Source organism: Streptomyces sp. NPDC005262 (assembly GCF_042872425.1).
Taxonomy (GTDB): Bacteria; Actinomycetota; Actinomycetes; order Streptomycetales; family Streptomycetaceae; genus Streptomyces.
Genome location: NZ_JBIAKK010000007.1, coordinates 126,297 through 147,317 on the forward strand (window position 1 = coordinate 126,297; position 21,021 = coordinate 147,317).

General features: G+C 70.1%; 17 protein-coding genes and 1 tRNA gene. 12 read left to right on the forward strand and 6 right to left on the reverse strand.

What is annotated here, in order from left to right; translation table 11 throughout:
• Nucleotides 1-2,586 carry an ABC transporter permease gene (locus ACFYP5_RS19530; RefSeq protein WP_389037330.1) on the reverse strand — a complete coding sequence of 862 codons (2,586 nt, stop codon included), beginning with the start codon at nucleotides 2,584-2,586 and terminating at the stop codon, nucleotides 1-3.
• Complete coding sequence (locus ACFYP5_RS19535; protein ID WP_356645371.1) at nucleotides 2,583-3,371, reverse strand: ABC transporter ATP-binding protein; 789 nt, start codon at nucleotides 3,369-3,371, stop codon at nucleotides 2,583-2,585. Before ACFYP5_RS19535 ends, ACFYP5_RS19530 begins: the two co-directional genes overlap by 4 nt.
• Before the next feature lie 433 nt (nucleotides 3,372-3,804).
• Between ACFYP5_RS19535 and ACFYP5_RS19540 the strand changes: the two genes are divergently transcribed.
• From ACFYP5_RS19540 to ACFYP5_RS19550, 3 genes are all read left to right on the forward strand, one after another.
• Entirely contained in the window at nucleotides 3,805-5,412 is a 1,608-nt protein-coding gene (locus tag ACFYP5_RS19540; protein WP_389037902.1) for an MFS transporter, read from the forward strand.
• 140 nt (nucleotides 5,413-5,552) lie between these two features.
• Nucleotides 5,553-6,050, forward strand: a complete 498-nt coding sequence (locus ACFYP5_RS19545) for a DUF485 domain-containing protein (protein ID WP_389037333.1) — start codon at nucleotides 5,553-5,555, stop codon at nucleotides 6,048-6,050.
• Nucleotides 6,047-7,675: a cation acetate symporter gene (locus ACFYP5_RS19550; protein ID WP_389037335.1), complete on the forward strand. Its 1,629-nt coding sequence runs from the start codon at nucleotides 6,047-6,049 to the stop codon at nucleotides 7,673-7,675. Before ACFYP5_RS19545 ends, ACFYP5_RS19550 begins: the two co-directional genes overlap by 4 nt.
• Before the next feature lie 82 nt (nucleotides 7,676-7,757).
• Here the strand turns inward: ACFYP5_RS19550 and ACFYP5_RS19555 are convergent, their stop codons facing one another.
• The 3 genes from ACFYP5_RS19555 to ACFYP5_RS19565 form a co-directional block, all read right to left on the reverse strand.
• The gene (locus tag ACFYP5_RS19555; protein WP_389037338.1) at nucleotides 7,758-8,651 is read right to left on the reverse strand and encodes a cellulose-binding protein; all 894 of its coding nucleotides are present in this window, start codon (nucleotides 8,649-8,651) and stop codon (nucleotides 7,758-7,760) included.
• Nucleotides 8,652-8,843: 192 nt separating this feature from the next.
• Nucleotides 8,844-11,456: an SUKH-4 family immunity protein gene (locus tag ACFYP5_RS19560; RefSeq protein WP_389037341.1), complete on the reverse strand. Its 2,613-nt coding sequence runs from the start codon at nucleotides 11,454-11,456 to the stop codon at nucleotides 8,844-8,846.
• 5 nt (nucleotides 11,457-11,461) lie between these two features.
• The gene (locus ACFYP5_RS19565) at nucleotides 11,462-12,439 is read right to left on the reverse strand and encodes an SMI1/KNR4 family protein (protein ID WP_389037344.1); all 978 of its coding nucleotides are present in this window, start codon (nucleotides 12,437-12,439) and stop codon (nucleotides 11,462-11,464) included.
• A 289-nt stretch (nucleotides 12,440-12,728) separates the two neighbouring features.
• Between ACFYP5_RS19565 and ACFYP5_RS19570 the strand changes: the two genes are divergently transcribed.
• Both ACFYP5_RS19570 and ACFYP5_RS19575 read left to right on the forward strand, forming a co-directional pair.
• Nucleotides 12,729-13,253, forward strand: a complete 525-nt coding sequence (locus ACFYP5_RS19570) for a YwqJ-related putative deaminase (protein WP_389037347.1) — start codon at nucleotides 12,729-12,731, stop codon at nucleotides 13,251-13,253.
• Between the two features lie 10 nt (nucleotides 13,254-13,263).
• Complete coding sequence (locus ACFYP5_RS19575; protein WP_389037350.1) at nucleotides 13,264-13,818, forward strand: SUKH-3 domain-containing protein; 555 nt, start codon at nucleotides 13,264-13,266, stop codon at nucleotides 13,816-13,818.
• Between the two features lie 66 nt (nucleotides 13,819-13,884).
• On the opposite strand, the gene ACFYP5_RS19580 is transcribed toward ACFYP5_RS19575, so the two are convergent.
• Entirely contained in the window at nucleotides 13,885-15,201 is a 1,317-nt protein-coding gene (locus tag ACFYP5_RS19580; protein ID WP_389037353.1) for a sensor histidine kinase, read from the reverse strand.
• A 155-nt stretch (nucleotides 15,202-15,356) separates the two neighbouring features.
• Here ACFYP5_RS19580 and ACFYP5_RS19585 point away from each other — a divergent pair, with 155 nt between their 5' ends.
• The 7 genes from ACFYP5_RS19585 to ACFYP5_RS19615 all read left to right on the forward strand — a co-directional run bounded on the left by ACFYP5_RS19585 (nucleotide 15,357) and on the right by ACFYP5_RS19615 (nucleotide 21,017).
• Entirely contained in the window at nucleotides 15,357-16,232 is an 876-nt protein-coding gene (locus ACFYP5_RS19585; RefSeq protein ID WP_389037356.1) for a hypothetical protein, read from the forward strand.
• Between the two features lie 10 nt (nucleotides 16,233-16,242).
• Nucleotides 16,243-16,314: transfer RNA gene (locus tag ACFYP5_RS19590), tRNA-Gln, on the forward strand.
• A 109-nt stretch (nucleotides 16,315-16,423) separates the two neighbouring features.
• Entirely contained in the window at nucleotides 16,424-17,872 is a 1,449-nt protein-coding gene (glmU, locus tag ACFYP5_RS19595; protein WP_389037359.1) for a bifunctional UDP-N-acetylglucosamine diphosphorylase/glucosamine-1-phosphate N-acetyltransferase GlmU, read from the forward strand.
• Nucleotides 17,873-17,991: 119 nt separating this feature from the next.
• Entirely contained in the window at nucleotides 17,992-18,966 is a 975-nt protein-coding gene (locus ACFYP5_RS19600; protein ID WP_030926792.1) for a ribose-phosphate diphosphokinase, read from the forward strand.
• 182 nt (nucleotides 18,967-19,148) lie between these two features.
• Nucleotides 19,149-19,739, forward strand: coding sequence for a 50S ribosomal protein L25/general stress protein Ctc (locus tag ACFYP5_RS19605; protein ID WP_389037363.1), 591 nt, complete (start codon nucleotides 19,149-19,151; stop codon nucleotides 19,737-19,739).
• A gap of 127 nt (nucleotides 19,740-19,866) precedes the next feature.
• Nucleotides 19,867-20,460: an aminoacyl-tRNA hydrolase gene (gene pth, locus ACFYP5_RS19610; protein WP_389037366.1), complete on the forward strand. Its 594-nt coding sequence runs from the start codon at nucleotides 19,867-19,869 to the stop codon at nucleotides 20,458-20,460.
• 86 nt (nucleotides 20,461-20,546) lie between these two features.
• Nucleotides 20,547-21,017, forward strand: coding sequence for a hypothetical protein (locus ACFYP5_RS19615; protein WP_389037369.1), 471 nt, complete (start codon nucleotides 20,547-20,549; stop codon nucleotides 21,015-21,017).
• Nucleotides 21,018-21,021 lie beyond the last annotated feature (4 nt).

Here is a 21,021-nt window from a genome sequence, read left to right on the forward strand (position 1 = left end):
CTACTCGGTGGCGATCGCGTTCAGCACATTCATCCGGCCCGCCCGGAACGCCGGGACCAGGGCCGCGAACAGTCCGACGAAGGCCGAGCCGACGAAGACAGTGAGGATCGTCGGCCACGGAATCTCCAGCACGCCGAGGCCTTCCAGGGCCAGCAGCTTCTGCGCGGCCGTGCCCCAGCCCATGCCCAGGCCGAGGCCGAGCAGGGCACCGAAGAGGGCGATGACCACCGACTCCAGGCGGATCATGCGGCGCAGCTGGCGGCGGGAGAGGCCGATGGCACGCATCAGGCCGATCTCCCGGGTCCGCTCGACCACCGACAGGGCCAGGGTGTTCACCACACCGAGCACCGCGACGATGATCGCGAGCGCCAGCAGGCCGTAGACGATGTTCAGCAGCTGGCCGATCTGGTCCTTCAGGTCCTGCTTGAAGTCGGCCTGGTTCTGCACGGTGTACTGCGGGTAGGCGGCGAGGGCGTCCTTGAGGGCGGCGTACGCCTCCTTCTGCTTGCCGTCCTGCGCCTTGGCGAACATGATCATGTTCTTCGGCATCTTGTCGGCGGGGACGTACTTCTCGGCGGTCGTGATGTTGGTGTACATCGCGCCCTTGTCGACGTTCGTGTCGTCCGAGGTGATCGCGGCGACCCTCAGCTTCGCCGTTTCGCCGTCCTTGAACGCGACGGTGATCCGGTCGCCGACCTCCACCTCGTGCCGGGTGGCGTACGCGTCACCGACCGACATGGCGTCCTTGCCGTAGGCGTCGGCCAGGTTCCCGGAGACCGTCTCGCGACGCAGGTCGTCCTGGTATGTCGGGTCCGCGGCGACGACACCCTCGTCCTCGACCGCACCGTCGGGGGCGGTCAGCTCGGCACCGACCGACTTGTAGTTGGTGATGTGCTCGATACCCGGGACGGCCTCCAGGGCCTTCGCGGCCTGCGGCACGATCGGCTGGGGCGGGTTACCGCTCGGCTGGACGATGAAGTCCGCGCCGACCGACCTGTCGAGTTCCTCGGTCGCCGAGGCGACCATCGAAGAGCCGACGACGGAGAGGCAGGCGACCAGCGCGAGGCCGATCATCAGGGCCGCTCCGGTCGCTCCGGTACGCCGCGGGTTGCGCAGTGCGTTGCGCTCCGCCATCCGCCCGACCGGGCCGAACATCCGCAGCACCACCGTGCTGAGCACCCGGACCACGAAGCCGGCCAGCAGCGGGCCGATCACGATGAAGCCGATCAGGGTGAGGACCACACCGAGACCGAGGAAGAGCGATCCGTCGCTCGCCTTGTCGGCCTGCGCCACGGTGTACAGGGCGGCGCCACCGGCGGCCGTGAGGACCAGACCGATCAGGGCCCGTACCCGGCCGGCGCGGCCGTCCGCCGGGGTGCCGACTTCGCGCAGGGCGGCCATCGGGGAGATCTTCCCGGCCCGGCGGGCCGGGACGTACGCGGCGACGACGGTGACGATGACGCCGAGCGCCAGCCCGAGCACCGGAGTGGTCCAGGCGATCGTGAGGTCCTCGGTGGACAGGTTCATACCCATGGCGGTCATGAGCTTCATCAGGCCGACGGCGACACCGATTCCGGCACCGACGCCGAGGACGGAGCCGACGAAGCCGAGGAACAGCGCCTCGACCAGCACGGACCGGTTGACCTGCCTGCGGCTGGAGCCGATGGCCCGCATCAGGCCGATCTCGCGGGTGCGCTGGGCCACCAGCATCGAGAAGGTGTTGACGATGAGGAAGATGCCGACGAGGAAGGCGATCCCGGCGAAGCCGAGCATCGCGTACTTCATCACGTCGAGGAAGGAGCCCATCGAGTCCTTGTTGGCGTCCGCGGCCTCCTGCTGGGTCTGGAGCTTGTACGCGGCGCTGTCACCGAGGGCGGTGGCGACGTTCTTCTTCAACTGGGTGTCACTGACACCGGGTTCGGCGGTGACGGAGATGTGGGTGAAGACACCCGGCTTGCCGAGCAGTTCGGCCTGCGCGGTGGCGGTGTCGAGGTAGACGACGGCCGCGCCCGGGTTGGTGACCTTGAAGGAGGCGATACCGCTGATCGTCGCCCTGATGTCGCCGGTGACGGCGATGGTGCGCAGCTCGTCACCGATCTTCAGGTGGTGTTTGTCCGCGGTGTCGGCGTCGACCATGACCTCGGTCGGTCCGCGCGGCGCGTGTCCGGAGGTGATCTCCATCGAACGCAGGTCGTTCTGCGTCCAGTTGCCCGCGATCGTCGGGGCGCCGGTCGAGGAGCCCATGTTCTTGTTGTGACTGTCGACGACGGTGACGGACATGCTGGTGACCGCGCCCTCGGCGGTCTTCACCCCGTCCGCCTTCCTGGCCTGCTCGACGGCTGCGGCGGGCAGCGAAACGGGCCTGCCGTTCTGCGGCATTTCGTCGGCACCCTGCGCGTTCCTGGGGCTGACGGTGACATCGGCCGAGGTCGCCGCGAACAGCTTGTCGAACGTGGTGTTCATCGTGTCGGTGAAGACGAGCGTGCCGCACACGAACGCCACCGAAAGCAGGACCGCCACGGCGGAGAGCGCCATCCGTCCCTTGTGCGCGAAGAAGTTGCGCATCGAGGTCTTCCAGACGGTCATGACGTCCGCCCGCGCGCGTCGAAGTCCTTCATGCGGTCGAGGACCTGGTCGGCCGTCGGGTTGTGCATCTCGTCGACGATGCGACCGTCCGCGAGGTACAGCACCCGGTCCGCGTAGGAGGCGGCCACCGGGTCGTGGGTGACCATGACGATGGTCTGGTTCAGCTCGTCGACCGACTTGCGCAGGAAGGTCAGCACCTCGGCGCCGGCCCGCGAGTCCAGGTTCCCGGTGGGCTCGTCACCGAAGATGATCTCCGGGCGGGCGGCGAGCGCCCGGGCCACCGCGACGCGCTGCTGCTGGCCGCCGGAGAGCTCGGTGGGGCGGTGCTTCAGCCGCTCGGCGAGACCGACCGTGTCCACGACCTGCCGCAGCCATTCGGCGTCGGGCCTGCGGCCGGCGATGTCCATCGGCAGCGTGATGTTCTCCAGCGCATTGAGCGTCGGGAGCAGGTTGAACGCCTGGAAGATGAAGCCGATCCGGTCCCGGCGGAGCTGGGTGAGCTTCTTGTCCTTGAGCTTCGTGATCTCGGTCTCGTCCAGGTGGATCTCGCCCGAGGTCACCGTGTCCAGACCGGCCAGGCAGTGCATCAGCGTCGACTTTCCGGAGCCGGACGGGCCCATGATCGCCGTGAACTGCCCGCGGGCGATGTCCACATCGACATGGTCGAGCGCGACGACCCGGGTCTCCCCCGCTCCGTACGCCTTGACGACCTGGCGCGCTCGCGCAGCGACGGCCGTACGTCCTCCAGTGCCCCCGTGCCTGGGAATGGTTACAGCCGTTGTCACGGTAATTCTCCTATGTCGGTCGATACCTGGACGTCGTGGTGTACGTACTGAGTGCGTTGTTGTGTACGTACTGAGTCTGGGGCCTGACGGCTGTCGGCGCGCTGGTGCCCAGCGCAGTCTTCGGGTGGGGTTTTCCCCACCCCGCCCCCTGCGGTCAGCCGCAATCGCGGTGTAAGAACACGCTAAGGAACGGGGGCCCTCCACCACGTCCTCCGCCGGGAGGAACCGCCCCTGGCCGGATGTAAGGAGCTACCCCTAGGGGTCTCCGCCCATGGGTGGAGCCGGATCTCAGGGGGCTCCACCTCTGGGCGGTGCCGGGCAGCCATGCCCGTTCCGGTGTCCTGGCACGGCAGCGGGTGAGACAGTGTCCCCGGGAAAGTACGTGCATAGGGAAGGGATCTTTGTGAGCGGCGCGGGCGGCGGTACCGAAGCGATGACCGGGTCCGGACCGGCCCCCGCACCCTCCCCCACCGCACACCACGGCCGTGGCCGCGTCGTGGCCGCGCTGATGCTCGGCATGGCCCTGACCGCGATCGACGGCACCATCGTCTCCACCGCGGTCCCCCAGATCGTCGGCGATCTCGGCGGGTTCGCCGTCTTCTCCTGGCTCTTCTCCGGCTATCTGCTGGCCGTGACGGTCACCCTCCCGGTCTACGGCAAGCTCTCCGACACCTTCGGCCGCAAGCCGGTGCTGATCGCCGGCATCATCCCCTTCCTCGCCGGATCGGTCCTCTGCGCCGCAGCCTGGAACATGGCCGCCCTGATCGCCTTCCGCGTCGTCCAGGGGCTCGGCGGCGGCGCGCTGCAGGGCACGGTGCAGACCATTGCCGCCGACCTCTACCCGCTCAAGGAACGCCCGAGGATCCAGGCCAGGCTGTCCACCGTCTGGGCCACGTCCGCCGTCGCGGGGCCGGTGGTCGGCGGCCTGCTCGCGTCCTACGCCGACTGGCGCTGGATCTTCCTGATCAATCTGCCGATCGGTGCGCTCGCGCTCTGGCTGGTCGTACGCCACCTCCAGGAACCGTTCCGAGCCCGCCGCACCGCGGGCGCATCCCGGCTCCGCGTCGACTGGGCGGGCGCCCTCGCCGTCTTCGTGACCGGCGCCCTGCTGCTGACCGCGCTCGTGCAGGGCGGCGTCGCCTGGCCCTGGCTGTCGGCGCCGTCGCTCGGCCTGCTGGGCGCGAGCGCCGTTCTGGCCGCTCTGACCGTCGTCATCGAGCGACGCGCCGCCGACCCGATCATCCCCGGCTGGGTGTGGCGGCGGCGGACCATCGCCTCGGTCAATCTTGCCCTGGGTGCGATGGGGCTGCTGATGGTCGCCCCGACCGTCTTCCTGCCGACGTACGCCCAGTCGGTCCTCGGCCTCGGGCCGATCGCCGCCGGTTTCGTGCTCTCCGTGATGACGCTGAGCTGGCCGGTGTCGGCGGCCCTGTCCAACCGGGTCTACAACCGCATCGGCTTCCGCCGCACCGCGATCATCGGCATGAGCGGCGCCCTGCTGATCCTGCTGTCCTTCCCGCTGCTGCCGTATCCCGGTGAGCCGTGGCAGCCGGCCCTGATCATGCTGCTGCTGGGTGCGGCGCTGGGGTTGTTCCAGCTCCCGTTGATCGTGGGGGTCCAGTCGACAGTCGGCTGGTCCGAACGCGGTACGACGACCGCCTCCGTGCTCTTCTGCCGTCAGGTCGGCCAGAGTCTGGGCGCCGCACTCTTCGGGGCCGTCGCCAACGGCGTACTCGCGTCCCGGCTCGCCCGTGCACCCGTCCCCGGGCTGCCCGGCGACCTGGATGCGATCTCGCACGCACTGGACGACCCGGGTGCGCTCTCCGCCGCCGGGGCGGACTACCTGCGGCGGGCCGTCGACGCGGCCGTCGACCAGGTCTACCTCGGGGCCGCGGCGGCCGCGGCGGTGGCTCTGCTGGTGCTGGTCTTCGTTGCGCCACGCCGTTTCCCGATCCTCACGGAGGGCGCCGAGGAGTCCGGTGGCGATACCGGAAACCGGGTCCTGGAGACCCCAGGAACCGACAGAGGACTGGACAACTGAAGGGTTACCGTAGGTAGTTCGGACCAACCCCTCCCCAGCCGCTTTACTCACGAGTAACGTACGCGCATCCAGCAGCGCACCCGCGCCTCTCCCTTGCAGCCCGTCCCCGGGCCCGAAGCCGTGCAAGGAGCAGCATCCAGATGTCGTACGAACCTGCACAGCCCTCCCCTGAGCGCCAGCCTCCCCAACCGCCGCACCGTCCCCCGTACCGGCCCCGCCACCAACGGCCGCAGCCGACCCACCGGCCCCGGTACGAACCTCCGAACGACCCCGCGTTCCTCCTCCCCTGGCAGAGCTCCACACCCGCGGCCACGCCCCGCTGGCCGAGCCCGCCCACCACGCCCGTCCCCGCACCCGGCCACCACAGCGACCTGCGCCGGCTGCGCGGCGCCTACCGCATCCTGCGGCGCGGGGCGACGCTGACCGCACTCGGCTTCTTCACGCTCTTCCTCCTGCTGTCCGGCTTCGCCCCGGGGCTGATGACCCACCCCCTCGGCGGCGGCCTCACCACCGGCCTCGCACTCGGCCTGTGCCAACTCCCGGTGACCCTGCTCGCGATCGCCCTCTACGAGCGGACCGCCCGGCGCACGGTCGACCCGCTCGCCGCCGAACTCCGCAGAACAGGAGGGACCCGATGAACGGATTCGACGAGTCCGCCCAGACGATGTCCCTCGTGGCGTTCATCGCCGTGGCCACCGTCACCCTGCTGCTCTGCGTGATGACCGGCCCGGACCGCGACGACCTCGACGAGTTCTACACCGGCTACCGCTCGCTCTCCCCGGTACGCAACGGCCTCGCCATCGCCGGCGACTACCTCTCCGCCGCAACGCTTCTCGGCACCACCGGAGTCATCGCCCTCACCGGCTACGACGGGCTCGTCCTCGCCCTGAGCACCGCTCTCTCCCTGGTCCTGCTGATGTTCCTGCTGGCCGAACCGCTGCGCAACGCAGGGCGGTTCACCATGGGCGACATGCTCACCCGCCGCGCGCCCGGCCGTAAGGTCCGCATCGCCGCCTGCGGGGTCACCCTGACCGCGCTCGTCCCGATGATGGTCGTCCAGCTGGCAGGCAGTGGCGATCTGCTCGCGTTCATCCTCGGCTTCGACAGCTCCGGATTCCGTACCGGCTCGATCATCGTCCTCGGCATCGTGATGATCAGCTACGCGGCGATCGGCGGGATGAAGGGCACCGCCCTGATCCAGATCGTCAAGACGGTCGTCCTCGTGGCCGCCTGCCTCACCATCTCCGCACTCGTCATGAACCGCTTCGACTGGTCCAGCGACGCCCTGCTCGCAGCCGCCCAGCAGGGCAGCGGCGCCGGGGCGGCATATCTCCGCTCCGGCCTGCAGTTCGGCGGCAGCGGGCTCGACATGGTCAGCTCCCAGCTGACCGTGGTGCTCGGCGCCGCCTGCCTGCCGCACATCACCATGCGCATGTCGAGCGCCCGCAGCGCACAGGCCGTCCGCCGCTCACTGTCCTGGGCGGTCTCGGTGGTCGTGGGTCTCTGTCTGCTGCTCACCGTGATCGGCTTCGGTGCGGCGGCACTGGTCGGCCACAACCTCATCGTGGCCGCCGGAGCGCAAGGAAACGGTTCGATCCTGCAGGTCAGCGGCGCGGTCGCGGGCAGCGGCGAGCTCGGTGCGCTGGTTGTCACCCTGATGACGACAGCCATCTTCCTGACGCTGCTCGCCTCGGTCGCCGGAATGATCCTGGCCTGCGCGAACTCTCTCGCCCACGACCTGTTCGCGCACGGGCTGCGCGGGATCCGCGACCGCGGCAAGGAGCCGGTCGAGGACCGCATCGAGATGGGTACGGCGCAGGCTGCCGCGGTCGGTGTCGGCCTGGTCGCCATCACGCTCGCCGTGCTGGCCCGGCACTGGAACGTCCAGGCGCTGGTGACGCTCTCCTTCTGCATCGGCGCGTCGGCGCTGGCCCCGGCGCTCGTCTACAGCATGTTCTGGCGGCGCTTCACCCGCATGGGGCTGCTGTGCACCCTCATCGGCGGCACCGTTGCCGTACTGGTGCTGATCACCGGCAGCAATCTGGTCTCGGGCTCGCCCGGGTCGGTCTTCCCCGGACGCGACTTCAACTGGTTCCCGTTCACCACGACCGGGCTCGTGTCGATCCCGGTCGGTTTCCTGGCGGGCTGGCTGGGAACGGTGCTCGGCGGGCGCACGGCCGCCGAGGAACGCAGGCTGTACGAGGCCGAGGAGTCGTGGATCCTGGCGGGCGCACCCCCGGCAACGGCGCGCCGGGCGAGGTAGGACCGGCCCGCACCCGCTCAAGGGCACGGACCACCTATGCGCCCGTTGCCGCCCGGTCCCGCGACGCCCGGCCCCGCGAGGCTCAGCCCTCCGCCGTAGCCCCACGCCCGGTGAGAGCCGCGAGCGAGTTCCGTACGTGCGCCATGTGCGCCTGGACCTCCTCGCGGCCCTCCTCGTGCTCCCGCAGGATCCGCTCCGTCTCCCGGACCAACCGCTCCTCGCGCACCCGCGCCGCCGCGATCAGCTCCGCGGCCTGCGCCTCCGCGTCCTCCTGGCCGTGCCGCGCAGCCTCCTCCTCCTCGGCCAGCGCCCGCCGCGCCTCGGCCAGGCGGTTCTCCGCCTGCTCGGTCAGCGCATCGTGGTGCGCGGCCTGCGCCGCTTCGGCCTCGGCCAGCTCCCGCTCGGCCGCCTTCCACCGCTCGGTGTGCTCCTGCTCCTGGTTCGCCAGCACGGCCGCCGTGCGACGGCGCGTCTCGGCCACCGCGGCCAGCGCCGCGTCACGTACCTCTCCGGCGTCCTTGAGAGCCGCGGCAAGCGTGTCGTCGGCGCTCCGCTGCGCCGTGGACACCGTCTCGTCGGCGTGCGCCCCGGCGGCCGCCCGCATGGCCTCGGAGTCCGCGCGGGCCGTGCTGCGGAACGCGCGGGCCGCCGCGTCCGCCGCGTCCCGCAGCGCCTGCGCCTCCTCCAGCGCGGCACCGCGCACGGCCTCCGCCTCCGCCCCGGCGAGCGCCAGCATCTCCTGCGCCCGCTCGCCGAGCGAGACGTACGTCTGCGGGGCGAGCGTGGCGACGACCTCGGCAAGCCGGGCGGACTCGGCCTCCAGCTCCTCGGCCAGCGCGGTCAGCCGGGCCAGCAGCTCCCAGGCCTCGTCCCGCTCCGCCGACAGGGCGGTCACCGTCCCGTCCACCTGCTCCGGGCGGTAGCCACGCCCGCGCATCACGACGAAGCCGTGCGCGGACACCGGTGCAGCACTCATCTGAAGCCTTTCTCCGACTCTCCGGACACCAAGCAATACGTCAAGGATGCGGCAATTGGCAGAGAAGTCGGAATCGTTTCGGTACTTTTCGGACGGAAGCGACGGGTGTCACAAGACGGTCGATCGCAGACGCAGAGGCGCCCGGACCCCTGTCGGAGTCCGGGCGCCTCGTACGCGGCAGATCGGATCAGGTCAGATCAGCCCGTCCCACATCTGCTCGAGCAGCACCGACCACCAGCTCTCCGGCGACGCCAGCGCCGCCGGGTCCAGCGCCACCAGCTGCGCCTGGAAGTCGACCGTCCAGCGGCCCGCCTGCTCCGGATTGAGGCCGAAGCGGAGCCGCCACATCCGGCCCAGGAGTGCCATCGAACGGGTGAACTCCGGCAGCCCGGTGTTCACGAACTGCGGGGGCACCGGCTGCCCGCCCGGACCGGCCTCGACCGGCACGGCGACGATGTTCGCCGTGCCGTACTGGACACAGATCGCCCGCCCGAAGTCGGACCCCATGACGAGGTACGCCCCCGCGTCGGCAGCCGGCTGCACCTGCCGCTGCGCGGCCAGCTCAGCCAGCGTCGGCACCACCGGCTGACCCGGCTGCGCCCAGAAGAACGGCCCGAAATCGGCCGGCAGTCCCGCCCACACCAGCGTCCGCGCCACGACCTCGGGCACCCCCTGCCGGGACACCGCGCGCTGGTCGAAACGGAGCACGCCCTGCGGTCCGAAGGACTGCAGCAGCTCCTCCGCGACGGCCTCCGGCGGGATCGGCATCGCGGGCGGTATCTGCGGCAGCGGGGCTCGTACCGGAGCCGGACGCGCCGGACCGTCCGCGACCTGGTGCAACTCGCCCTGGTGCGTGAGCAGATGCTGCATGCCCTGCTGACGGCTGGCGTGATCGGTGCCGTACGGGGCGACGCTGGTGATCCGCACCTGCGGCCAGGTCTCCCGGATCATGCGCGCGCAGTAACCACCGGGCAGCTCGCACGACTCCAGCTCGGTGTGCAGCTCGATGACCTGCTGCGGCGGCACGTTCATGGCCCGCAGCTCGTGCAGCATCTGCCACTCGGGGTGCGGGGTGCCGGGCGCCGAGCGGCGGATCAGCTGCTGCTCGCTGCCATCGGGCGCACGGAAGCGCAGGACCGCCTGGTAGCCGGGGCCGACGGTCGGCTGACCGGCCGGCGCCTGCGGATAGCCGTACGCCGGGGGCGGCGGGGTGTGCGGATTCGGCGGTACGGGACCGGGGGCCCCACCCGGCGGCATACCGGGAGCTCCGGGCGGACCGGGCTGCTGCGGAGCGGACGGCCCGGCCTGGCCGGGGCCCGCGAGCATCGTGGCGGCGTGGTGTGCACCGCCACCGGGCGGCGGCGTCGAACCAGGAGGACCGGGAGGCGCGGGCGGACCAGGCGGCTGCGGCACACCAGGCGTGCCAGGCGCACCGGGCGGCCCCGGCGGCCGAGGCGCGGTCGGGCCGCCCGTGCCGCTCGGGTCGGCGAACATCGTCTCGGCCTGATGCACCCCGCCACCGGGCGGCGGCGTCGAACCAGGCGGACCGGGAGGACCGGGAGGCGCGGGCGGACCAGGCGGCTGCGGCGCACCGGGCGGGCCGGGCGGCCGAGGCGCACCGGGGCCACCCATGCCGCTCGGGTCGGCCAGCATGGTCGCGGCGTGGTCGAAACCGCCACCGGGCGGCGTCGTCGAACCAGGAGGACCGGGAGGCGCAGGGGGACCAGGCGGACCGGGAGGCTGCGGCGCACCGGGCGGGCCGGCCTGCGGGACGAGCTGCGTCGGCAGGTAACCGCCCGCCGGAACGCCGGGCGTACCCGGGCCAGACGGCGGCGGCACCGGCGCACCCGGCCTCACACCCGGCGTACCGGGTGCGCCGGGCGGCGGCGGAGTCGTCGAACCGCCTCCGCGCGCACCGCGCGGAGGCATCACGGCCTTACTGGTGGCCGCGTCCGCGATGTCACCGCTCCCCGGACCACCAGGAACCGGAGCTCCAGGGCCGGGCGCGCCCGGCCCCTGCGGATTCAACCCCGGAGCGACCGCCGTCCGCGGCAACCCGCTGCCACCGGACATCAGCGCGGTCGGCGCATCCGCCGACACCGCCGGCGGCGGGGTGCCGTCGTCATCGGCACCCGACAGCGGCGGCGAGAACACGGTGGCCGGCAGCGCGACCGCACCGTCGTCGGAATCCGCGTTCGTGTCGGTACCGGCCCACGGGGCGGCCCCCGTCGGCACATTCGGCGCAGCGGCCGGAACACCGTCCTGAGCGGTGGGCTCGTACGCGGCCTGCGCCCCGGCACCGGACCACGGCGTCCCGCCGGACGGCAGCCCGGGCCCGCCAACGGCCTCAGGAGCAGCGGAAGAAGGAAAGGGGGAAGGAACGGAGGGAGAAGCAGGGAGCGCGTCCCCGGACCGCTCCGCCCGCCGGTCCGGAATCCCGAGCTTGTCCGCCGCCTCCTGAAGCCACTCCGGGGGACTCAGCAGGAACGACGTCTGGTTCAGATCGATACGCTGCGGCGGCTCCGGAGCGGCCGGGGCCGTGTCGAGTGCGCCGTACTCCTCCTCGTACCGCCGGATCACCTCACCCACCGGCAGCGCGGGCCACAGCGTGGCCTCACCGCTGTCCCGGGCGATCACCAGCCGCTGACGGCCGCCGTCCGAGACCGGACCCTCCGCACGGTCCTCGGCCCACACCACGAAGCCCAGCTCGAACTCGCGGACCCGCACCTCACGATGCTGATACGCGGGCACCTCACCGTTGACCCACTCTTCCGCGCGCTCCTGCGCCTGCGCGAAGGTCACCATCGCGCTCACCCCTCCACCGGGACGGCGTACGCGAAGCCGCCGTCCACCATCAGGTTCGCCACGGTCTCCAGCTCCGGTGGATTGCCCGCCAGCCGCTGCAGAAAGGCGTCGAAGTCCGCACCGCACGGCAGCAGCAGCCGGTCCACGCGCTCCTGCACACTCCACCCGTCCCGGTCCCTGGCATCGTCGTACGCGCAGAACCAGACCGAGCCGACACCGTCGCCCCGGACCTTCACCGCGAGGATGCCGCCCTGGACGAAGCCGACGCCCAGGTAGTCCTTGGTGAGATGGTCCCGCAGGCACTTGTTGACGTACACCAGATCGTTCACGGCGGCCTCCTCGCGCACCGTGAAGAACGGCTGGTCGACCAGGAGACCCAGCTCCGCGTCGAGCGCCGCACCCACCGGGGCCGAACCACCCGCCGCCTTCAGGAACGAGCGGTACGCGCCCGGCAGCCGGTAACCGAGGTCCTCCTCGACGCCCAGGATCTGCTGCTCACCGACCGCCACCTCCCCCTTCGGGAGCCGGAAATGCGCGGGCCGGGTCTCCTGCAGCGGACGCGTGCCCCGCTTGTTCTGGTCGACCGGAGTGGTGGCCAGACCACCGTGGTGCCTCAGCAGCGCCTTGACCTCGACCGGGACGAGCTCCATCCGGCGGCCGCCCGGCACGTGGTGCCAGGTCCAGCCGTGCGGAGTGGCAACCGCCGGAATCGTGTCCCACAGCTCATGGCCGGTCGCCGCCAACGCCGCGTTCGCCGAGACATAGTCGGTGAGCCGCAGCTCATCGACGCCGAAGCCCTGCGGAGGCTCCGCGATCTCGGCGGCGGCCCGTGCGTACGGCGTGAATACCGGACAGCCGTTCTCGTCCACGCGCACACCCCTGGGGTGGCGGGACGCCCGGACCGGATCCGGGAAGTGCACGACCTGCCCGGCGTAGGCCGCGTTCGGTGGCGCGGCTTGCTGCCCGAGCCGACCTGTCGTCATGGCGGTTGCCCCCTGCTGCGTCTGTCTGATGAGGACCGACCTGCCCATGAAGGCGGTCCAGGCACAGCCTATGCGGTGACGCAACAGGCGGTCTCGCCACTCCACTTCACCTCCGCTTCACCCTCCGCTTCGATCACGAACCGTCACAACTGAGTGACGGACGAGCGTCGGTCAGGCCACCTTCCGCGACACGCAGACACGTTTCACCGACCCAGCTTCCCCACCACCTGGCACATTTGGCAGGCTGTCACCGCAACTCGGGGGATTGCACGGGAGGGACATTCGCACCATGCACACAGCACAAACAGTCACATCCGGGGATCCACGCCTCAGCTGGAGCAGCACCGAGACCAGCCGCACACCTCGCCTGCTCCACCGCCGCGACGGCATCCTGCCGGCCGTGGCCGCAGCGCTGTCCGTCCGCGGCGAGACACTCACCTGCACAGCCGGCAAGGGCGACCAGCCACCCGTACTGCACCCACTGGTACAGGACTTCCTCGACACCCTCACCAGCGGCCAGCGCGAACGCTTCACCGGCCGCTGCCCCGAAGCGATACTGCTCTCCCGCCAACTCACCGCCGCCGAGGCCGACCGATCCAAACGAGCCCAGCGCAAGCCGCTGACCAGCAGCGAGGCCCGGCGCGCACTGAAACACTCACGGCTCACCGCACGGCGGATCCGCGAGGACGGCGACCCCATGCACGGCAGTTACGCACCGCCCTGCCGCTCCTGCACGGCGATGCTCGCCCATTTCGGCGTACGACCCGTCGACCTCACCACCACCAGCGCGGCGACCACCGCCGAGAAGGGCTGACCGCGCGCCGATGCACGACCGAACCGACGACCACCCCGTTCCCGGCCTTCCCGGACAGACCGACCGAACGGCCCAGGCGGACCGCACCGCCACCCCCCGCTTCCCCGTCGCCGTCGATGCCGCCCTGCGCTCCGCGGGCTGGCAACCGGGCCGCTGGGACATCCGGCAGGCGGAAGAATGGGCCGACGCACTGCGCGCCCACACCTCACCCGCCGGACATCAGCACGCGGTCTTCCCGGCAGCCGTCGAGGCATGGGCGGAATTCGGCGGACTGCACATCACCGCGTCCGCGCCGGGCCGGCAGATCGCACCCGCATCCGTGCGCATCGACCCACTGAGCGGACTCCACCTGGCCCGCACACTCGGAGACCTGGGGCGGGCACTGGAAACCGAGGTCAGCCCACTCGGCGAGGAAGACAACGGGCAGGCCGTCCTCGCGATCGACACCGAAGGACGGGTGTACAGCATCGACCACACCGGGGACTGGTACCTCGGCGCGAGCATCGACCAGGCGCTGGCCATGCTCATCGCGGGAATCCAGCCGGAGCGGCTGACTTCGGGCTGAGCGACTCCCGCACGCTCGGCCCCGCCCTGCGACCGGGAACGGCCCTCAGGAGCCGAGCCGGCCAAGTCACACGGCGCGCTGGGCCGGCAGCACCGCCGAAACCCGGAAGCCCCCCGCATCCGTCGGGCCCGACACGAACACGCCCCCCAGACCGAGCACCCGCTCCCGCATCCCCACCAGACCGTTGCCACCGCTCGGCAACCCCGCGTCCGCCGTCACCCCGTCCGTCGGCCCGTTCTCCACCTGCATCGCGACCTCCGAACCGCGGTGCGCCAACCGCACCCACGTCTTCGCACCCGCCGCATGCTTGTGGACATTCGTCAGGGCCTCCTGCACCACCCGGTACGCCGTCTGTTCCACCTCGGGGGCATACGGACGCGCCTCACCGTCCACCGACAGCTCCACCGTCATCCCGGCCGCCCGGGACTGCCCGACCAGCGCCTCCACCTCATGCAGCCGAGGCCCGTCCTCCGCAGCCGCCGCAGCAGCCGCGGCCGCCGCCTCGCCCACCGCGGCCAGCGGAACCCTCGCGACCCGGGCCGTCATCGGATCACCCGTACGCAGCACGCCCAGCATCTCCCGCAGCTCGGTCAGCGCCTGCCGGCCCATGTCACCGACCAACGCCGCGTTCCGTACCGCCTTCGCCGGATCCTTCGGAGCGACGGCCTGCAGAGCCGCGGCATGCACCACCATCAGACTGACCCGGTGCGCGACCACGTCATGCATCTCCCGGGCGATCCGGGTCCGCTCCTCCGTACGCGCCCACTCGGCCCGCTCCTCCGCCCGGTCGGCAAGCAGCGACAGCTCCCGCTCCAGCGAGTCCGCCCGCTCCCGCAAGCTCTCCATCAACCGGCGGCGCGCCCCTATGTAAAGGCCGAACAGCACAGGCGGGGCAGTCAGCCCCAGCGACATGAAGAGGGACAGCACCGGCACGTACCAGTCGCCGGGACCGAAGTCCCCCGCGTGCACCGAAACGCTCTGCCGCAGCCGCACATAGGTGACGATGAACGTCCCCACCAGAGACATCCCCATCAGCACCGCGGTGATCCTGCGCGGTACGTCGGACGCGGCCAGCGTGTAGAGGCCCACCAGGCCCATCAGGAAGCCCATCTCGGCGGGCGTCGTCGCGATCGAGACCAGCACCACGGCGATCGGCCAGCGCCGCCGCACCACCAGCACGGAGCCCGCGAACAGCCCGAAGACGACCCCGAGCGGCACCGGCAGCCCGGCGTCCCCCGCGAACTCGACCCCCTCCAACGCGCACTCCAGCGCGGACAGGAGCGCCAGCACCACGTCCAGCGCGACACTGCGCCGTCGTTCCCACCACCAATAGCCGCGAGTGGTCGATCCCGCGCCTTCCCGGTGTTCCCCCGTTGCGGTCATGGCATCCAGCCTACGGGCGGACGCATCTCATTTTCGGGCGACCTGGACAGCACGCCCCTCGTTCGAACAGGGCCGAAATGATGGACGATCGCCCGAAATAGCGAATCGGCCACTCTTTCGAGTCGGACGTCCGCATTCCGGACAACGCTTGACCCGTGACGGAAATCACCAGCAAATACACCGACTTCGAAGGCCTCCGGAAGCAGGCGATCACCCTGCGGCGCGACGGCTTGAGCCGCCGCCAGATCCGCGACCGGCTGTCCGTGGACAACAACGACATCCTCAACCGCCTCCTGGAGGGCGAGCCCGCCCCGGAGTGGACGAAGCGCCCCAACGCCAAGGACGACCTGCGTGAGAAGGCCCGGGAGCTGAGGCGCCAGGGCCTGACGTACGACCGGATACAGGTGGAACTGGGGTGCTCGAAGAGTTCGATCTCGCTGTGGGTGCGGGATCTGCCGAAGCCGGAGCCTCACTACACACCCACGGAACACCTTGCCCTCATGAACGCCGGCCTGGCCGACCTGCGCGCCTCACGGGAGAAGGAGCGGGCGGAAGCCAAACTCCTCGCACGCGACGCCGTGGGTGAACTGTCGGACCGGGAACTCTTCCTTGTCGGCGTGACCCTCTACTGGGCCGAAGGCTCCAAGGACAAGACGTACAGCCGACGAGAGTGTCTCCAGTTCATCAACAGCGATCCGAACGTGATCAAGCTGCACCTGCGGTGGCTCGAGCTGCTGGGAGTCACGCGGGACCGCATGCGCATGCGGGTGAGCATCCATGAGTCGGCGGACATTGCCGGAGCAGAGCGCTTCTGGGCGGAGTTGGCAGGGATCCCCGTTTCCGCACTCAAGAAGACGACCCTGAAGAAACACAACCCGAGGACGACCCGGAAGAACACCGCAGAGAGCTACCGAGGCTGCCTGGTCATCTACGTATCCAAGAGCGCCGACCTCTACCGTCGCATGGAAGGGGCTTGGTACGGCATAGTGTTGGCGTGCCGTACCAGCAGTCGGACGGGAATGTCTGATTAGCTGGCTTTATTCCCCCGTGGTGTAATTGGCAGCACAGTAGCTTTTGGTGCTATTTGTCCGGGTTCGAGTCCTGGCGGGGGAGCCTTGACGAACGGGCCCTGACCATCACGGTCAGGGCCCGCACTCATGTCCACCCCGTACGCCCCCGGTATCCTGCGGATGTCCACCACCCGAAGCCGAAGGGCATATCTGTGAGCGTCAACAGCCCGGCAGCCGTCGTCGTCCTCGCAGCGGGTGAGGGCACCCGCATGAAGTCGAAGACTCCCAAGGTTCTGCACGAGATCTCCGGGCGCTCGCTCGTCGGACATGTCGTCACCGCCGCCCGCGAGCTGACCCCCGAGCACCTCGTCGTGGTCGTGGGTCATGCCAGCGAGCAGGTCACCGCGCATCTCGCCACCGTCGACAGCCAGGTGCGAACCGCCTACCAGGCCGTCCAGGGCGGCACCGGCCACGCCGTGCGCGTCGGTCTCGAAGAGCTCGGCGGCGCCGTCGAGGGCACCGTGATCGTCGTCTGCGGCGATACGCCGCTGCTCTCCGGTCAGACGCTCACCGCGCTCGCCGCCACCCACACGGCCGACGGCAACGCCGTCACCGTGCTGACGGCCGAGGTCCCGGACGCCACGGGCTACGGCCGGATCGTCCGGGATGCTGCCAGCGGGGCGGTCACCGAGATCGTCGAGCACAAGGACGCCACCGACGACCAGCGTTCGATCCGTGAGATCAACTCCGGCGTCTTCGCCTTCGACGGGCGGCTGCTCGCGGACGCCCTCGGCAAGGTCCGTACCGACAACAGCCAGGGCGAGGAGTACCTCACCGATGTGCTGTCGATCCTGCGCGAGGCCGGGCACCGCGTCGGCGCCTCGGTCGCGGCCGACCACCGCGAGATCCTCGGGATCAACAACCGGGTGCAGCTGGCCCAGGCCCGCGCCCTGCTGAACCAGCGGCTGCTGGAGCGGGCGATGCTGGCCGGCGTGACCGTCGTGGACCCGGCGACGACGGTGATCGACGCGACGGTGACGTACGAGCCGGACGCGATCGTGCACCCCGGTACTCAGCTGCTCGGTACCACGCACCTCGCCGAGGACGCCGAGGTCGGCCCGAACACCCGACTGACGGACACCACCGTCCACGCGGGCGCGCGCGTCGACAACTCGGTCGCGGACCGGGCGGAGATCGGCCCGGGCTCGACGGTCGGCCCGTACGCGTATCTGCGCCCCGGCACCAACCTCGGCGCGAAGGCCAAGGCCGGTACGTACGTGGAGATGAAGAACGCCACGATCGGCGAAGGCACGAAGGTGCCGCACCTGAGCTATGTCGGCGACGCGACGATCGGCGATCACACGAACATCGGTGCCGCGAGCGTCTTCGTGAACTACGACGGTGTGGCGAAGCACCACACGACGATCGGCTCACATTGCCGGACCGGTTCGGACAATATGTTTGTGGCACCCGTCACGATCGGGGACGGTGTGTACACCGCCGCCGGCTCGGTGATCACCAAGGATGTGCCGCCCGGTTCGCTGGCCGTCGCCCGCGGTCAGCAAAGGAATATCGCGGGTTGGGTGGCCCGTAAGCGTCCGGGCAGCGCTGCCGCACAGGCGGCTCAGGCCGCTGCGCAGGAGACCGACAGCGAAAGCTGACCGGAAACGGGTGCGCCGCGCACGGCGTACCGTGATAGATGCTCACCCCATTTCGGCTGGCTCGTTGCACATCGGACACAAGCGTGCAGCGCCAGGAACACGTCTGAGGAGACTGTGCTGTGACCGGGATCAAGACGACCGGCGAGAAGAAACTGATGCTCTTCTCCGGCCGCGCCCACCCCGAGCTGGCCGAGGAGGTTGCGCACCAACTGGGTGTCGGCCTCGTGCCGACGAAGGCCTTCGATTTCGCCAACGGTGAGATCTATGTCCGCTTCCAGGAGTCCGCACGCGGCGCCGACTGCTTCCTGATCCAGAGCCACACGGCTCCGATCAACAAGTGGATCATGGAGCAGCTGATCATGCTGGACGCGCTGAAGCGCGCGTCGGCCCGTTCGATCACGGTGATCGTGCCGTTCTACGGTTATGCCCGTCAGGACAAGAAGCACCGTGGCCGCGAGCCGATCTCGGCCCGTTTGGTCGCCGATCTGATGAAGACGGCGGGTGCCGACCGTATCCTCACCGTCGACCTGCACACCGACCAGATCCAGGGCTTCTTCGACGGCCCGGTCGACCACCTCTTCGCGCTGCCGATCCTCGCCGACTACGTCGGTGCCAAGGTCGACCGGACGAAGCTGACGATCGTCTCCCCGGACGCCGGCCGTGTGCGGGTCGCCGACCGTTGGTGCGACCGTCTGGACGCCCCGCTGGCGATTGTCCACAAGCGCCGTGACAAGGACGTCGCGAACCAGGTGACGGTCCACGAGGTCGTCGGTAACGTCAAGGGCCGGGTCTGCGTCCTGGTCGACGACATGATCGACACCGGTGGCACCATCTGTGCCGCTGCCGACGCGCTGTTCGCGCACGGGGCCGAGGACGTCATAGTGACGGCGACGCACGGTGTGCTCTCCGGCCCGGCTGCGGACCGGCTGAAGAACTCCAAGGTCAGCGAGTTCGTCTTCACGGACACGCTGCCGACCCCGGGTGAGCTGGAGCTCGACAAGATCACGGTGCTCTCGATCGCGCCGACGATCGCGCGTGCGGTGCGTGAGGTCTTCGAGGACGGTTCGGTCACGAGCCTCTTCGAGGAGCAGTAAGCAGCACCGCGGAAAAGATCCACTTTGGGTGCGGCCTCCCCGCCGGGTAGACTCAGCGAGTTGCTCGGCGAGGGAGGCCGTACTCATGGGTACGGCGGTCCGTTATCGACGCGCTCTTCGTAGCAGGCCTGTCGTGGGCCGGGTGACCTTCCAGTTTTCGTCACCCCACGAGGAGTGCAGTCATGGCCGAGATCAAGCTCGCCACCCAGCCCCGTTCCGAGTTCGGCAAGGGTGCCGCTCGTCGCGCCCGTCGTGACAACCAGGTCCCCGCGGTCGTCTACGGCCACGGCGCCGAGCCGGTCCACGTCACGCTGCCGGCCCACGAGCTGCTCCTTGCGCTCCGTACCGCCAACGTCCTGATCGGCCTGGAGATCGAGGGCAAGGACACGCTGGTCATCCCGAAGGCCGTGCAGCGCAACCCGCTCAAGGGTGACATCGAGCACGTCGACCTGCTGACCGTCAAGCGCGGCGAGAAGGTCAACGTCGAGGTCGCCGTGCACGTCGAGGGCGAGCTGGCCCCGGGCGGCAACCTGCTCGAGTACGTGCAGAACACCCTGCTCGTCGAGGCCGAGGCCACCCACATCCCGGAGTCCGTCACGGTCTCCATCGCGGGCCTCGACGCCGGTGACTCCATCCTCGCCAAGGACATCCCGCTGCCCTCCGGCTCCGTGCTGGCCGGCGACGAGGACGCTGTCGTGCTGCAGGTCGTCGCCGCGCAGGCCGAGGAGCCGGCTGCCGAGACGGCCGAGGCGGCCGAGGGCACCGAGGCCTGAGCCTCGCCCTCCACGCTTCACCTGCTTCACTGACGGGGCGGCGGTTCCTTCTTCGGGGACCCGCCGCCCCGTCCGCCTGTATCCGGGCCATCCGGAACCATCCGTACGCGAAGGAGACCGAGCGCAGATGTCCGAAGCCACCGACCCCTGGCTCATCGTGGGCCTCGGCAATCCCGGTCCTGAGTACGCGGCGAACCGGCACAATGTCGGTTTCATGGTCGCCGACCTTCTCGCGGAGCGGATCGGAGGGAAGTTCAAGCGGGCGCAGAAGGCCCAGGCGCAGGTCGTCGAGGGCCGCATCGGCTCGCCCGGACCGGCGAACCGCCGCGTGATCCTGGCCAAGCCGATGTCGTACATGAATCTTTCCGGTGGCCCTGTGGCGGCGCTGCGCGACTTCTACAAGGTGCCGACCGACCACGTCGTGGCGATCCATGACGAGCTGGACATCGATTACGGGATGCTGCGGCTGAAGCTGGGTGGCGGCGACAACGGGCACAACGGGCTGAAGTCGATGACGAAGTCGATGGGCTCCGACTATCACCGGATCAGGTTCGGGATCGGCCGGCCGCCGGGCCGGATGCAGGTTGCGGATTTTGTGCTGAAGGACTTCTCGTCCACCGAGCGCAAGGAGCTCGGGTATCTGGTGGACCGGGCGGCGGATTCGGTGGAGTGCCTGCTCGCGGAGGGGTTGGAGCGCGCGCAGAGCGCGTACAACTCGTGAGTTAGCCGTGCAATTCGGGGTCTTTTCTGGCCATGGGCTGACTCAGAGTTGACCGAAAGCGTTCGCTTGGCCAAGGATCGCTCCCCATGAAGCGGAGCCCCTCCCACCGCGCCGTCCTGTACGGCCGCAGCGCAGCCATGGGCTGTATCGCGCTGCTGCTGCTCGTCGCGGGCGTCGTGTCGTCCTGGGACTCGGCGCAGCACATCGTCCTCGCCAAGGGCCGTGAGCACGGCACGATGACCGTCACCGGCTGCGGTGCCGATGTCTGTACGGGTCCGTTCGCTCCGGCCGACGGTGCCACCGCCCGCCCGCGCGTGACGGCGGAGAAGTCCGTCGCGGTGCGGAAGGGCGACAGGTTCCCGGTCGTCGTGAAGCCCGGCACGGACGTGGTCGTACGCACGGGGCTTCCGGGTTTTCTGCATGCCTGGACACCGCTGGGCGGTGCGCTGCTGCTGGCTGCCCTGGTCATCGGTGGTGGTCTGCGGCTGACCCGGATCGCCTGGTCCACCGGGATCGCGGGCGCGGCTCTGCTGGTGGCGACTTTCATCGCCCTGTGACAGA